The following is a 13,168-nucleotide window of genomic DNA, read 5'->3' on the forward strand; positions in this document are numbered from 1 at the left end:
TCGTACGCGGGAGGCGCCCCCGTCATCAGGATTGGCCGGAGGGCGCTCCTTGGTCATCGGCGCCCGGGCCCGGTGGCAGGAGGGGGCCGCACTCCCACTGCTGGAAGATCAACCGCGTCTCCACGCTCGCCACTTCACGCCGCGCCGTGAACTCGTCGAGGACGAGCCGCTGGAGGTCCGCGGTGTCGGCCACCGCCACATGCACCAGATAGTCGTCGGGACCCGCGAGATGAAACACCGAGCGGGACTCCGGCAGCGCCCTGATCCGGTCCACGAACGGCCCGACCAGCTCCCGCCGGTGCGGGCGCACCTGAACGGAGAGCAGCGCCTCCAGGCCGCGCCCGAGCTTCGCCGGATCGAGCCGCAGCTGGTGTCCGAGGATCACGCCGGAGCGGCGCAGCCGGGAGATGCGGTCGAGACAGGTCGACGGCGCGACGCCGACCTGGGCCGCGAGATCGCGGTAGGTGATCCGGGCATCGTTCTGCAACAGCCGCAGTATGCGGAGATCCACCGGGTCCAGTACGACAGAATCAGCCACTTGCCGAACGTAGCACGGGGTTCAACTACCCGGCACCGGCCTTTGTTCAGGCTGTGGGGCATGGAGACGAACACGGAACCCCGCACCGGATCCGGCCACCAGGACCCGGCGCCGGCGCCGACCGTAGCGCCCGCACCCCGGGCCCTCGCCACCGAGGCCGTGCACGCCGGACGCGACGACCTCGCCGGACTCGGTCTGCACGCCGCCCCGATCGATCTGTCCACCACCTACCCCTCGTACGACACCCGGGGCGAGGCCGCGCGCATCGACGCCTTCGCCGCCGACGGCACCCTGGACGACGGACCGCCCGTCTACGCCCGCCTCGCGAACCCCACCGTCGCCCGCTTCGAGACCGCCCTGGCCCGGCTCGAAGGCACGGAGAGCGCGGTCGCCTTCGCCAGCGGTATGGCGGCGCTGACCGCGGTCCTCCTCGTACGAGGCGCGGCGGGCCTGCGCCATGTCGTCGCCGTCCGCCCCCTGTACGGCTGCAGCGACCATCTCCTCACGGCGGGGCTCCTCGGCTCCGAGGTGACCTGGGTCGACCCCGCGGGGATAGCCGACGCCATCCGCCCCGACACCGGTCTGGTCCTCGTCGAGTCGCCCGCCAACCCGACCCTCGCCGAACTCGATCTGCGTGCGGTGGCCCACGCCTGCGGCACGGTGCCGCTGCTCGCCGACAACACCTTCGCCACACCCGTCCTGCAGCGGCCCGTCGAGAGCGGCGCGCGGCTCGTGCTGCACAGCGCCACCAAGTACCTCGGCGGACACGGCGACGTACTGGGCGGCGTGGTCGCCTGCGACGAGGAGTTCGCGCGGCAGCTGCGGCAGGTCAGGTTCGCCACCGGCGGGGTGCTGCATCCGCTCGCGGGATATCTGCTGCTGCGCGGCCTGTCCACGCTGCCGGTGCGGGTGCGTGCCGCCTCCGCGAACGCGGCGGAACTCGCGCGGCGCCTGGCCGCCGACCCGCGCGTGCGCCGCGTGCACTATCCGCGGCTCGGCGGCGCCATGGTCGCCTTCGAGGTCGAAGGAGACCCGCACGCGGTGACCGCCGGGGTGCGTCTGATCACCCCGGCGGTCAGCCTCGGCAGCGTCGACACGCTCATCCAGCATCCGGCGTCCATCAGCCACCGCGTCGTGGACCCGGCGGACCGGCGGTCGTCGGGCGTGAGCGACAAGCTGCTGCGCCTCTCGGCCGGTCTAGAGGACGTCGAGGACCTGTGGCAGGACCTCGACCACGCCCTCGGCGTCAGTGCCGCTCCGCCCGCCCCTGCGGCTGGTCGTACGGCAGTCGTGAGCTCACCGGCGTAGCTTCGAGGCGCGCGGTGATGACCAGCGTGCCCTCCTCGATCTGGTAGTCGAGGGGAAGCCCGAGTCCGCGCATCGCGGCGACCATGCCCGTGTTGGACGCCTGCGTCACCGCGTACACGCTCTCGCAGCCCGCCTCGATCGCCATCGTCACCAGGCGGCCGAGCAGCTCGCTGCCGATGCCGCGGCGCTGCCAGTCGTCCTCGACGAGCAGGGCGATCTCGGTCTCGTCGCCGTCCCAGAGGAGATGGCCGATGCCGACGATCCGCCCGGACGCCGTCCGCACCGCCAGGGTGCGGCCGAACCGCGGACTGAGCAGGTGCTTGAGATAGCGGTCGGCGTCCCGTACGGGGCCGTGGTAGCGCATGCCGAGGGTGCGCTGCGAGCAGCGTTCGTGCATGGCCTTGGCCGCGTCGACGTCGGCGGTGTCGGCCCGGCTCACGGTGATGGAGCTGCCCTCGGCGAGAGTCAGTACGTCCTGGCTGCGCGGGATGCGCGGGCCCAGCCGGGTGTCGAGCTCGACCAGGGCACGCGCGCGGGCGAACTCGGTGGGCGTGAACGGCAGATACGGCCGCTCCACGGTGATCACTTCGCCCTCCGGGGCCCGCAGCCGGAGCACCGTCCCCTCACCTTCTAGCGCGCCCTCGACGGGTGCGCCGTCGGCGGGCTTGTCGGCCCGCGGTCCGGACGCGCCCTGCGTCTTCGCGGGCAGCGACCGGATCGTGCAGCGGCCCAGCAACTGGCGCAGTGCGAGCGGGAGTTCCGCGGCGTCCAGGGCGGTGCGGGTGGCCAGGCCCAGGATGCGGGTGGGGGCGTCCACCAGGTCGTGGGCGTCCGCACGCTCGATCCAGGTGCCCGAGCCGCCCGCGTGGGCGACGCCCCGGGTGATCTCGGCCGCAGGCAGGTCGGCGGGGGCGCGCAGCAGGAACTCGTCGACGGTGCCTTCGGCCAGCGGGTGCGCCTGGAGGCTCAGGATGTCGACCTTGCCGTGGGCCAGTGCCGTGCACAGGGCGGCGAGCGAGCCCGGTTCGTCCCGCACCGTGGTACGCATCCGCCACAGCGCCGTCGCCCCCGCGGACGACTCCGCGGCGATGGTCCCGGCCTGCTCCATGGCCGTCATGGGCCCGGTCCGCTGCCCGGCGGCGCGCGGCCGGGCGCCCGTATCGTCCGCCGCCGGGGGTGCGTGGTTGTGGCGGCGCGCCCACCATGTGTGGAACCCGACCGTGGCGAGCAGCGCCACGGCCGAGATCACGAGCAGGGCGGGGCCGTCGGGGCCGTGCCCGATCATGTTCGCCACCGCGTCCGCCACGGCCACGGCCGTGAAGAGGGCGGCGAGTTCCACCAGATCCCGCCGCCAGTGGTGAACGGGACGGCCGTGTTTGGTTCGCGTCACATCAGACATGTCAGCACTCATACAGTCACTGTGGATGAAGGGTGTTGCGTGATCGCGAACGTTCTGTGACTGACGAGTTAAGATGCCTTCTGCCCGATTAGTTCATCTTTGGTCTTTCGCGGTGTCCGGACGCGACCTGCCCTTGCGCGTTCGGGGGCGGAATCACTGCTGGCCCACCTGTCCCGGCTGCAGCACCTTCGTGAACAGCACCCCACCGCCCTCCTGGCGCAGCCGCACGGTCAGCTCTCCGCTGCCGCCGTCGATGTCGACCTCCCCGAAGTACTGCGGGGTCTCGGCCGGCGAGGTGTTGGAGCGGTTCGGCGCCTTGATGAAGCGCTGCTCGGCGCCGAACGTCCCGTCGAGCTTGAGGGCCTGGAAACCACCCGCCGCCAGTGGCCCCGACACGAACTCCCAGAACGGCGCGAAGTCCTTGAACGCGGCGCGCGAGGGGTCGTAGTGCTGCGCCGACGTGTAGTGCACGTCGGCGGTCAGCCACACCGTCCCGGTGACCTTGCGGTGCTTGATGTGCCGAAGCAGTTCGGCGATCTGCAGCTCGCGGCCCAGCGGCGCGCCGGGGTCGCCCTGCGCCACCGCCTCGAAGTTCGCCGAGCCGTCGGGCACGACGAGGCCCAGCGGCATGTCGGAGGCGATGACCTTCCAGGTGGCCCGGGAGCGCGACAGCTCGCGCTTCAGCCACTGCAGCTGGCGGGCGCCCAGGATGCCGGTGGTGTCGTCGGGCTGCCTGCCGGGGGAGTTGGCGTTGCGGTAGGAGCGCATGTCCAGGACGAACACGTCGAGCAGCGGTCCGTGCCGCAGCACGCGGTACACCCGCCCGTCCTCGTCGCCCGGCGGGAGCGTGGAGACCGGAAAGTACTCGCTGAACGCGCGCAGGGAACGCCCGGCGAGGACGTCCACGTTCTTCTCGGTGTAGCGGGCGTCGGCCAAGATCTGCCCCGGGTACCAGTTGTTGTGCACCTCGTGGTCGTCCCACTGGACGATGGAGGGCACCTGCGCGTTGAAGCGCCGCAGGTTCTCGTCGAGCAGGTTGTAGCGGAACGCGCCACGGAACTCCGCGAGCGACTCGGCGACCTTGGACTTCTCCTCCGTGGTCACGTTCCGCCACACCGTGCCGTCGGGCAGGGTGACGCTGGGCAGGATCGGCCCGTCGGCGTAGATGTTGTCGCCGCTGCACAGGAAGAAGTCCGGGTTCCTGCGGCGCATGTCGTCGAAGACGCGGTATCCGCCGCGGTCCGGGTTGATGCCCCAGCCCTGGCCCGCGATGTCACCCGACCACAGGAAGCGCACCCCCTCCTTGCGTCCCTTGGGCGTCGTACGGAACGTGCCGGTGACCGGCTCTCCCGTGCGTCTGGGGTCGTCGGGGTCGGCCAGGATCACGCGGTAGTGGATCTGCTCGCCGGCGGGCAGCCCGCGCAGCCGGGTCGTCCCGGTGAAGTCGGTGTCCGGGCCGAGCACCGGCCCCTTCCAGCGGGTGGGGTTGCGGAACGACTCCGTGGCGGAGGTCTCCACGATCATGCGGGCGGGCCGGTCGGAACGTACCCACACCAGGCCCGCGTGCGCCGTCACGTCACCGGCCTGCACGCCCCACTCGGCCCGCGGACGTCCCGACCGGGCGAACGCCGGAGCGGCCACGGCGAGCGACGGCACGGCCAGCGCCGCCGGCACGGCGAGCGAGCCGCGCAGCACACTGCGGCGGCGGGGGGACGGGCTCGGCTGAGGGTGTGACATGGATGCGCCTCCAGTGACAGGTCCGACCAGTGTGCAGGGCCACAACTAGTGGTGCGCGGCGGCGCACACACAAACCCCAAGTGAACAACTGCCCATGGGTGCAGGGGAACCAGTGTGCGAACGCTGTGTCGTTTTTGGAGGCGGAAGCACAGGCGCAGGCGTCCCGGTCGTACGACCTAGGCCGGGCGGCCGATGCCTGGTGATCGTTCGCTGTCTACGCTCTCCGGCAGAGGCGCGCGGTCGAGCGCGCTCGTCCTGAGGGGGAGCCTCATGCCGCCGGTCAACGGTCAGAGCCACATACGTATCGCCCGTCCGTCCCGCGACCTCGCCGCGGCGGAGCGCTTCTGGGTGACGGGTCTCGGCCTGGACGTCGTGTGGCGTTCGCGGGGCGGTGCTGTTCCCGGTGAGCACGACCTGCTCATGGCGGGCTGGCCGGACGCCTCCTGGCATCTCGAACTCGTCCACGACGCGGACGAGCCGGTCCTGCCCCGCCCCACGGAGGAGGACCTGCTCGTGATCTATCTCGACGAGCCGGTGCCGGACGACCTGGTGGCCCGCCTGGAGGCACATGGCGGCAAGCGCGTCCTGTCACCCAACCCGTACTGGAACGAGTGGGGCGTCACCGTCGAGGACCCCGACGGCTACCGCCTGGTGCTCTGCACGCGCGCGTGGTCCAACTCCTGAACCACGCGAGCGTGCTCCCCACTCCTGGAATGCACGGAAGTGGCGGCTAGCCCGAAACCGGTGCCGCGCTCCCGGCGTCCCCGCCGGGGCGGTCCGCCCCGTCCGCCCCGTCCTCACCGGGGCGGGCCACCTCTCCGGCGTCGGCGAGCCGGACGAGCTCGGTGAGCCAGCCCGGCGCCTCGCCGCCGTCGATGACGGTCCCGGCTCCTGCCGTACGCGCCGGTTCCGTGCCGGGGGCGGCGGAGTAGCCGCTCGTGACGGACTCCGCGGCGGGCCCGGCGTCGACGGCGCCCGTCGCGTCCGCGGCTCGCGGCACGGGGAGCTGCCGGTCCGCCGCGGGCGCCCCGGGCACCACGGCCCCTGGGGCCGCGCCCGCGTCCTCCGCGATCGTGATGTGCAGTTTCATGGCCGTTCCCCTCGTCCAGTTGAGGACCGCTAGTTGAGGACCGCGTACCGGCCTTCGAAGTTCATCTGGGTGCTGCCGATGTTCTTCACCGTCAGCCAGTACGTGACCGTCGTCGACGAGGCGCGCTCGACCTCGGTCTCCCACTCGATCTGCGGGCTGCCCGTCTGGGGCGTCGTCGGCATGAAGTACCAGATGACGTGCCAGCCCTGCGGCCAGTTGAAGGTGAACCAGCGCCCGGTCTGTCCGGGGTTGAGTGTTCCGGTGAACTGTGTGCCTACTCGCATCGTTCTTTTCCTCTCACCATCCGAGAACCGCGAGAACCGCGAATCACCATCCGAGGACCGCGAACCGGGCCTCGAAGTCGACCGAGTCGGCCACGAGGTTGGTCACGTCGATCCAGTACGTCGCGTAGGTGTCGTTGGCCCGCTCGACCCGGACCTTCCAGCCGATCTGCGGGGCGCCGGTGCGCGGGCTCGTCGGGACGACGGTCCACACCACATGCCAGTGCGCGGGCCAGTTGAAGGTGAACCAGCGGCCGGTGCGGTTCCCGGCGAGGGTGCCCCGGAACTGGACGCCGACCCAGCTGCTCGTCTGGAGTGCCGCGGGGATGAGCTGCCGCAGGTCCGGACGCCTGCCGATGCGCTGGGTCGCCGGGCGGCCCGGCGCGTCCTGCTGTGCCGAGCCGGTGGCGCGCAGCAGCTCCCGGGAGCGTGCGGGCGACAGCGGGATACGGCCGGCCGCGCGCAGGACGCCCTGGGTGCCGGCGAGGGCGCCCACGACGATGGGCGAGGCGCTTGACGTCCCGCTGAACTGGTCCGTGTACCAGAAGTCCTGGTCGGCGCCCGCCTGGAGGTCGCCGTATCCGGTGGTGGTCACCTCGCGTCCCCAGCCCTGCGCGTCCACGCAGGCGCCGTAGTTGGAGAAGTCGAGGCGGGAGCGGTCGGGGCCGTGCTGGCGGCCGTGGGTGCCGGGCGGCGGCGCTCCGGCACCCACGAGCACGGCGCCCGCGTCCAGCGCGGTGCGCCGGAAGGGGTTGCGCCACCAGGCGGGGAAGCCCGCCCTCGGGGTGTCGTAGTCGGCGTGGTCCAGGTCCTCCGCCCCGTTGCCCGCGGCCTCGACGACGGTGATGCCCTTGTTGACGGCGTAGCGGATGGCCAGGTAGTCGTCCGGCCACCACTCGACGGCGATGTACCCCTGCTGGCCGACCCCGGTCGCGTGCGGCCCCGCGCGGTGGATCTCCAACAGGATGATGTCGCCGGGGCCGAGCCGGTCGGCGGCGTTGCGGATCGCCGTGGCCGTGGGGATGGAGAAGGCGGACGCGCTGGTGACGGCGTCCGGCGCGATCCCGGTGATCCCGAACGCGTTGACGTCGCCGCCGATCTCGCCGAGCACCGCGGTGCCGTGATCGGTGTCCGTGCTCCCGGTGCCGGAGACGATGCCGCCCTGGTTCAGCCGCAGGTCCTCGTGGGTGAAGCGCCAGCCCCACTCGCAGTCGATCACCCGGACACCGGCGCCGCGCCCGCCGGCCAGGGTCCACGCGTAGCGGGCGTCGACGCCGCCCGGAGCCGCGTCGAGATAGCCCTGCCGGGCGGTGAAGTCCGGGGTCACGGGCGGCGCGTCGGCGCCCAGCGGCCGCATGTCGTTGAGCGGTGCGTGCGCGGCCCCCTCGCTCTCCTCGCCCTTCTTCTTCGGGACGACGTCGGGCACGGCGAGCGCGGCGGCGGGCTTGACGTAGGCGCCCTCCACGGCGTCCGACGCGCGGAGCCGCTCGGCCAGTTCGTCCAACTGGTCCTCCGGCGCGTCGACATGGAAGAAGAGCGCCATCCGGTCGACGGTCTCCAGCGTGGCGTCGTCGCCCCCGGAGTGCTCCGAGGGCACCCCCGCCTGAGCGCGCAGCCTCTCCTGGTCGGCGCCGAACAGCGGCCTGATGGTGACGTCCTCCCGGGCCGCCACGGCGTCGAGGGCGCTCACGGAGATGTCCGCCGCGGCGGTCGCGCCGGTCGGGGTGATCTGTACCCCGGCGTCGGCGCGCGTGACGCACACCAGCTCAGGGCGTCCGAAGAGTGGTCCGAATCCTGGAGCCGGGCGGCTGTTCCCCCGGCTGTTCCCCGCACCTGATCGCTGTGGCACAGCTGACTCCTTCACCACGTTACGGAAGGTCCGCCGGTGGTTTCACATAGGCGGCCTCGACTGCCGGGTGACCGCGCAGGGCCGTGGCGACGGCCTCGGCGTCCACACCGGCGGGGACGGCGACCCGTCGCCATCCGATGAGGGACGGGTCGTCGGCTCCCGGGTGCAACGGCTCCGCCGTGACGCCGAACCGCCGCTCCAGAAGACCCCGTACGTCTTGGGCGTCCGCGGTGCCCGCGGTCGCGGGGCGCGGTGGGGTTCGGAGCTGGACGATGACTTCGGCCTCGGTCATGGATCTGCCCCCCGGGCACGTCCGGCACCGCGTCCGAGCGGCTCTCTCACGGTCACCGGGCGGGCCTGACCCTAATGAGGCGCTGTCACCGGAACGTCGCGGTCGCGTCACCGGGCCCGGGAGTCAGCAGCCCCGGCAAGGAGCCGCACCCCCTCGGCGATCCGGGCGGGCGTGAGGTGGGCGTAACCGAGCACCAGCCGCAGCCCTGGCCCGTCCGCCGAGGCGTAGTCGCTGAGCGGCCGCACCGCGACCCCGGCCGCGGCGGCCCGCCGCAGGAAGTCCACCTGCGTTCCAGTGTGTTCGGGCAGCCGGGCGATGACGTGCAGTCCGGCGGCGATGCCCGTCACCTCCGTGCCGGGAAAGTGCTCGTCTAGCGCCGCGACGAGGGCGTCCCTGCGCTCCCGGTAGGCCCGCTGGCAGCGGCGCAACTGGCGGTCGTAGTCCCCGCGTTCGACGAAGCGCGCGAGCAGCGCCTGGTCGAGCGCCGGATTGCCCAGGTCCATCATGCGCTTGCGGGCGACGACCTCATCGGTCATCGACTCCGGCACGAGCAGCCAGCCCAGGCGCAGCCCCGGAGCGAGCGACTTGCTGACCGAGCCCGCGTACGCGACGTGTTCGGGGTCGAGCCCCTGCAGGGCGCCCACCGGGGCGCGGTCGTAACGGAAGTCCCCGTCGTAGTCGTCCTCGATGACCAGGCCGTCCACGGCCCGTGCCCAGTCAAGGAGTTCGGTGCGCCGCCGCGCCGAGTAGCCGATGCCCAGGGGGAACTGATGGGCGGGCGTGGTGACGACCGCGCGCAGCCCGCGCTCCCGCAGTACGCCGGTGACGACGCCCTCGTCGTCGAGCGGCACCGGCACCGTGGTCACGCCCGCCGAGGCGAACAGCTCGCCGTGCTGCGGGCTTCCGGGGTCCTCGACGCCGACGGCGCGCACCCCGCGCGCGTGCAGCACGAAGCCGATCAGCGCCATGGCCTGTGCCACGCCGGAGCAGACGACGACCGTCTCCGGGTCCGCGACCACGCCCCGGCGGCGTACGAGCAGTTCGGCCAGGGCCGTACGCAGCCGGGGCAGGCCGCGCGGGTCCGGGTAGCCGAGTGCGTCGTGGGGGAGTTCGGCCAGGACGCCGCGGTGCGCCGCCGCCCACGCGGCGCGCGGGAACAGGGACAGGTCGGGGGTCCCCGCGATGAAGTCCACGCGCGCGTGGACGGGCCGCGGCGCCAGATCGCGGGCGCCTCGTGCGGCCTTCCGCGCCGCGCCGCCCACCCAGGTCCCCGCGCCGCGGTCGCTGCGCAGATACCCCTCGGCCGTCAACTGCTCGTACGCCTCCGTGACGAGCCCCCGTGACACACCCAGATCGGCGGCCAGCTCACGGCTCGACGGCAGCCGCGTCCCCGGCGCGAGCCGACCGGCCCTGACCGCCTCGCGCAGCGCCGACCGAAGGCTGCGGCCACGGCTGCGGGCGGGGGCGGAGGCGGCGGGGAGCAGCAGCTCCCAAGCGGCGGTCCCGGGTGCCTGTCCCGAACCTGATGTCACCCGGATGCGCCTCCTGAGCGTGACGGGGGATGGCCGGGGCCGCGCGAAGTGGTCCCCGAACGAGCCCCGGAAGTGGACCTTAAACCGGTCCGCGTCCGTTCCTAACGTCAGGGACATGAATGCGAACCTCACCCGCGGGTCCCTCCTCGCCGCCCTCGCCTGCCTCCTTGTCGGCGGCTCCTTCACCGCCAACAGCCTCCTCGGCGACTACCCTTACGCGGGCGGCCAGTTCCTGCGCTACGGCCTGGCCTGCCTGCTGCTCCTGCCGCTGCTGGGCCGGGGCGGCACAGCGCCGCTCCGCCGCCTCACGCGGCGCCAGTGGGGGCGCCTCGCGGTCCTCGCCGCCGTCGGCATGGTCGGCTTCAACCTGGCGATCCTCGCCGCCGAACGCACGGCGGAACCTGCCGTACCGGGTGTCTTCGTAGGATGCGCCCCGGTCGTCGTGGCGGTCATCGTGCCGCTCCTGGAAGGGCGGCAGCCCCGACGTGCGGTCATGTACGGGGCGTTGATCGTGGCCGCCGGAGCCTTCACCGTGCAGGGGTGGGGCCGTACGGACGTGCTCGGCATCGTCTTCTCGGTGGGCGCGCTCGCGGGCGAGGTCGGCTTCGCGGTCCTCGCCGTGCCCGTGCTGCGCCCGCTCGGCCCGAAGCTGCTCTCCGCGACGGTCTGCGGCATCGCCGCCGCCGAGTCCGCCGTCATCGGAGTCGTGGCCGACGGCGGGGGCTGGCTGCGGGTGCCCGGTACCACCGAGGCGGCGGCCCTGCTGTGGCAGGCGGCGATCGTCACCGTCATCGGGTTCGTCTGCTGGTACTCGGGCATCCAGCGCATCGGCGCCGAGCGGGCCACCCTCTTCTCCGGACTCATTCCGGTCGCCGCGGCCTTCACCGCCCCCTTGGTCGGCACCGGCTCCTACGGCGTTCCGCAGGCGGTGGGCAGCGCGCTCGTCGGCGCCGGGGTGGCCATCGGCTCCGGCGTGCTACGAGGCCTGCGCGCGGCGGCAGGTGTCGAGGACGACGCGCGAGACGAGAGCCGGGTCGTCGTTCATCGGGACATGTCCGCAGCCGGGCAGGCGCACCAGGCGGGCCTCGGGAACGGCGTGCTTCGCACGGATGCCCTGACGGCGCAGCAGGATCCGGTCACGGGCGCCCCACGCGACGGTGACCGCGAGCCCGGGCACGTCGTCGGCGAAGAGCAGGCCACGCCCGGCGGCGAGGGTCTGCTCGAACCCCTTGGCGTCGCGCAGCGCGAGCGTCTCGGCGACGACGGCCTCCGGTGAACGGCGCCCGGGATGGGCGTAGATGGTGCTGGTCAGTGCCGCGCGGCCGGCCGCGGAGCGCGAGAGCCGTTCGATCAGCGGCAACGGAAGGAGCCGCGCACCGTGCCGCATGGCGAGCAGGGTGCTGAACGCGTACCGCCGCTCCCCGGGCGTCCAGAAACCCGCGGGGGCCAGCGCGGTGACCGAGCGGACGAGCTTCTCCCGGCCGAGTCCCAGGGCGAGCAGACCGCCCAGCGAATTGCCCGCCACGTGCGGGCGGTCCACCTCAAGGGCTTCGCACAGAGCGCCGAGCACGGACACCACCGTCGCGATGTCGTACGGGATCCCGTCGGGCAGGGCGGGGGACTCCCCGAAGCCCGGCAGGTCCACGGCTATCACGTCGTACTCGGCGGCCAGGATGCCGAACACCGGGTCCCACGCCTGGCGGTGGTGCCCGATGCCGTGCAGCAGGAGCAGCGGCTCGCCCTTGCCCGCGCGTTCGTAGGCGACGGACACCGTCCGTGGGCCGCCGGGAGATTCGACGCTGAAGGACACCTCTGCGGCCATTGCTGCTCCAGTCCCCGCCGCCCGGCGACGGTCTCAGACACCTTAGACACGTTGTCAGCAACAATTACCGCTCAGTAGCCTCCAGTTCAAGGGGGCGGGTGGGTGCAAGGCGACGGTGTGAGGACCGCCGGGCCGGTGTGGGGTGCGCCGCACTCGAATCACCTGGACACCGGGTGGCGCTTCGGCTGGGATGGAGAGGTGGCGACCGACACCCTGACCGACGTCTTCGAAGAGCACCGGCCCGTCCTGATGGGCGTGGCCTACCGCATGCTCGGCCGGGTGGCCGACGCGGAGGACGTGGTGCAGGAGTCCTGGCTGCGCTGGTCGGCGGCCGACCGGGCGCACGTGCGCGAACCGCGTGCCTACTTGGTGCGGGTCACCACACGGCTCGCCGTCGACCGGCTGCGCCACGTGCAGTCACGACGCGAGTCCTACGTGGGCCCATGGCTGCCCGAACCGCTCGTCACCGACTACGGACCGACCGTCCCCGACACCGCCGAGCAGGCCGTGCTCGCCGACTCCGTGTCCATCGCCGTCCTCGTCGTCCTGGAGTCGCTGTCGCCCCTGGAGCGCGCGGTGTTCGTGCTGCGGGAGGCCTTCGGGTTCCCGTTCTCGGAGATCGCCCTCACGCTGGACCGCGGCGAGCCCGCCGTGCGGCAGCTCGCGGCGCGGGCCCGCAAGCACGTCGACGAGGGAAGGCCGCGCTATGCGGTGGATCCGGACGAGCGCAAGGACCTCACCGCGCGGTTCCTCGCCGCTGCGACCAGCGGTGACCTGGACGGCCTGATGTCCCTGCTCGCCCCGGACGTGCGCCTCGTCGGCGACAGCGGCGGCAAGGCGAAGGGCCCGCTGCGGATCATCGAGACGGCCGACAAGGTGGGCCGTTTCCTCGGCGGCGCGGCCCGCAGGGGCGTACCGGAGGGGGCGGAGCTGGAAGCCCGTTTCCTGGAGATCAACGGTGCGGGTTCCGTGCTGATCCTCGTCGACGGCAAGCCGCACTCCCTCTTCCAACTGGACGTCGCCGACGAAGAGATCACGTCCGTCTACATCATCCGCAACCCGGACAAGCTGGTCGGGCTCGCCTCCTAGGCCGCAGGTGACAGGCCCCCGCCCTCGCAAGGCGGGGGCTTTGTCTTGTTCGCGACGCGTGCGAGACGCGACATCAACATCGCATGAATGCTCTGTGGCATCGTCCCTGTGCACCCTGTAACGGATCGAGGATTGGTCTTGACCAAGGGTGGGTGCCGTTCTATCGTCGCAGAGATAGTGCAGGAACCTTTAATAAACAAGGCGCTGAAAAGCCGCCGGCACACGGCGATT

Annotated in this window: 12 protein-coding genes and 1 pseudogene; 4 read left to right on the forward strand and 9 right to left on the reverse strand. The window is 72.4% G+C overall.

The window, feature by feature from the left end; genetic code table 11:
* Positions 1-25 precede the first annotated feature (25 nt).
* Entirely contained in the window at positions 26-538 is a 513-nt protein-coding gene (locus OG302_RS35295) for an Lrp/AsnC family transcriptional regulator (RefSeq protein WP_371530467.1), read from the reverse strand.
* Positions 539-598: 60 nt separating this feature from the next.
* On the opposite strand from OG302_RS35295, the gene OG302_RS35300 reads away from it, so the two are divergent.
* Positions 599-1,846, forward strand: coding sequence for a PLP-dependent aspartate aminotransferase family protein (locus OG302_RS35300; protein WP_371530468.1), 1,248 nt, complete (start codon positions 599-601; stop codon positions 1,844-1,846).
* Here OG302_RS35300 and OG302_RS35305 read toward each other — a convergent pair.
* Positions 1,785-3,245 (reverse strand): GNAT family N-acetyltransferase, encoded by a 1,461-nt coding sequence (locus tag OG302_RS35305; RefSeq protein ID WP_371530469.1) that lies wholly within the window; start codon positions 3,243-3,245, stop codon positions 1,785-1,787. The genes OG302_RS35300 and OG302_RS35305 overlap by 62 nt on opposite strands.
* Positions 3,246-3,398: 153 nt before the next feature.
* A complete protein-coding gene (locus OG302_RS35310) occupies positions 3,399-4,982 on the reverse strand; it encodes an alkaline phosphatase (protein WP_371530470.1) in 1,584 nt (527 codons plus the stop codon).
* 270 nt (positions 4,983-5,252) lie between these two features.
* Between OG302_RS35310 and OG302_RS35315 the strand changes: the two genes are divergently transcribed.
* The gene (locus tag OG302_RS35315) at positions 5,253-5,666 is read left to right on the forward strand and encodes a VOC family protein (protein ID WP_371530471.1); all 414 of its coding nucleotides are present in this window, start codon (positions 5,253-5,255) and stop codon (positions 5,664-5,666) included.
* 46 nt (positions 5,667-5,712) lie between these two features.
* Here OG302_RS35315 and OG302_RS35320 read toward each other — a convergent pair whose 3' ends face one another.
* From OG302_RS35320 to OG302_RS35340, 5 genes are all read right to left on the reverse strand, one after another.
* On the reverse strand, positions 5,713-6,072 hold the full coding sequence (locus tag OG302_RS35320; protein ID WP_371530472.1) for a hypothetical protein: 360 nt from the start codon (positions 6,070-6,072) through the stop codon (positions 5,713-5,715).
* 29 nt (positions 6,073-6,101) lie between these two features.
* Entirely contained in the window at positions 6,102-6,356 is a 255-nt protein-coding gene (locus OG302_RS35325; RefSeq protein WP_361840816.1) for a hypothetical protein, read from the reverse strand.
* A gap of 43 nt (positions 6,357-6,399) precedes the next feature.
* Positions 6,400-8,115: a S8 family serine peptidase gene (locus OG302_RS35330; RefSeq protein ID WP_371530473.1), complete on the reverse strand. Its 1,716-nt coding sequence runs from the start codon at positions 8,113-8,115 to the stop codon at positions 6,400-6,402.
* Positions 8,116-8,221: 106 nt separating this feature from the next.
* Positions 8,222-8,494, reverse strand: a complete 273-nt coding sequence (locus OG302_RS35335; RefSeq protein WP_371530474.1) for a hypothetical protein — start codon at positions 8,492-8,494, stop codon at positions 8,222-8,224.
* A 107-nt stretch (positions 8,495-8,601) separates the two neighbouring features.
* Positions 8,602-10,026, reverse strand: a complete 1,425-nt coding sequence (locus OG302_RS35340; RefSeq protein ID WP_371530475.1) for a PLP-dependent aminotransferase family protein — start codon at positions 10,024-10,026, stop codon at positions 8,602-8,604.
* Between the two features lie 115 nt (positions 10,027-10,141).
* On the opposite strand from OG302_RS35340, the pseudogene OG302_RS35345 reads away from it, so the two are divergent.
* Positions 10,142-10,978, forward strand: a pseudogene (locus OG302_RS35345) (DMT family transporter); the annotation flags it as partial.
* A 24-nt stretch (positions 10,979-11,002) separates the two neighbouring features.
* Here OG302_RS35345 and OG302_RS35350 read toward each other — a convergent pair.
* Entirely contained in the window at positions 11,003-11,848 is an 846-nt protein-coding gene (locus OG302_RS35350) for an alpha/beta fold hydrolase (RefSeq protein WP_371530476.1), read from the reverse strand.
* 198 nt (positions 11,849-12,046) lie between these two features.
* Here OG302_RS35350 and sigJ point away from each other — a divergent pair, with 198 nt between their 5' ends.
* A complete protein-coding gene (gene sigJ / locus OG302_RS35355) occupies positions 12,047-12,937 on the forward strand; it encodes an RNA polymerase sigma factor SigJ (protein WP_371750334.1) in 891 nt (296 codons plus the stop codon).
* The last annotated feature ends 231 nt before the right edge of the window (positions 12,938-13,168 follow it).

It is taken from the genome of Streptomyces sp. NBC_01283 (assembly GCF_041435335.1).
Classification (GTDB): Bacteria; Actinomycetota; Actinomycetes; order Streptomycetales; family Streptomycetaceae; genus Streptomyces.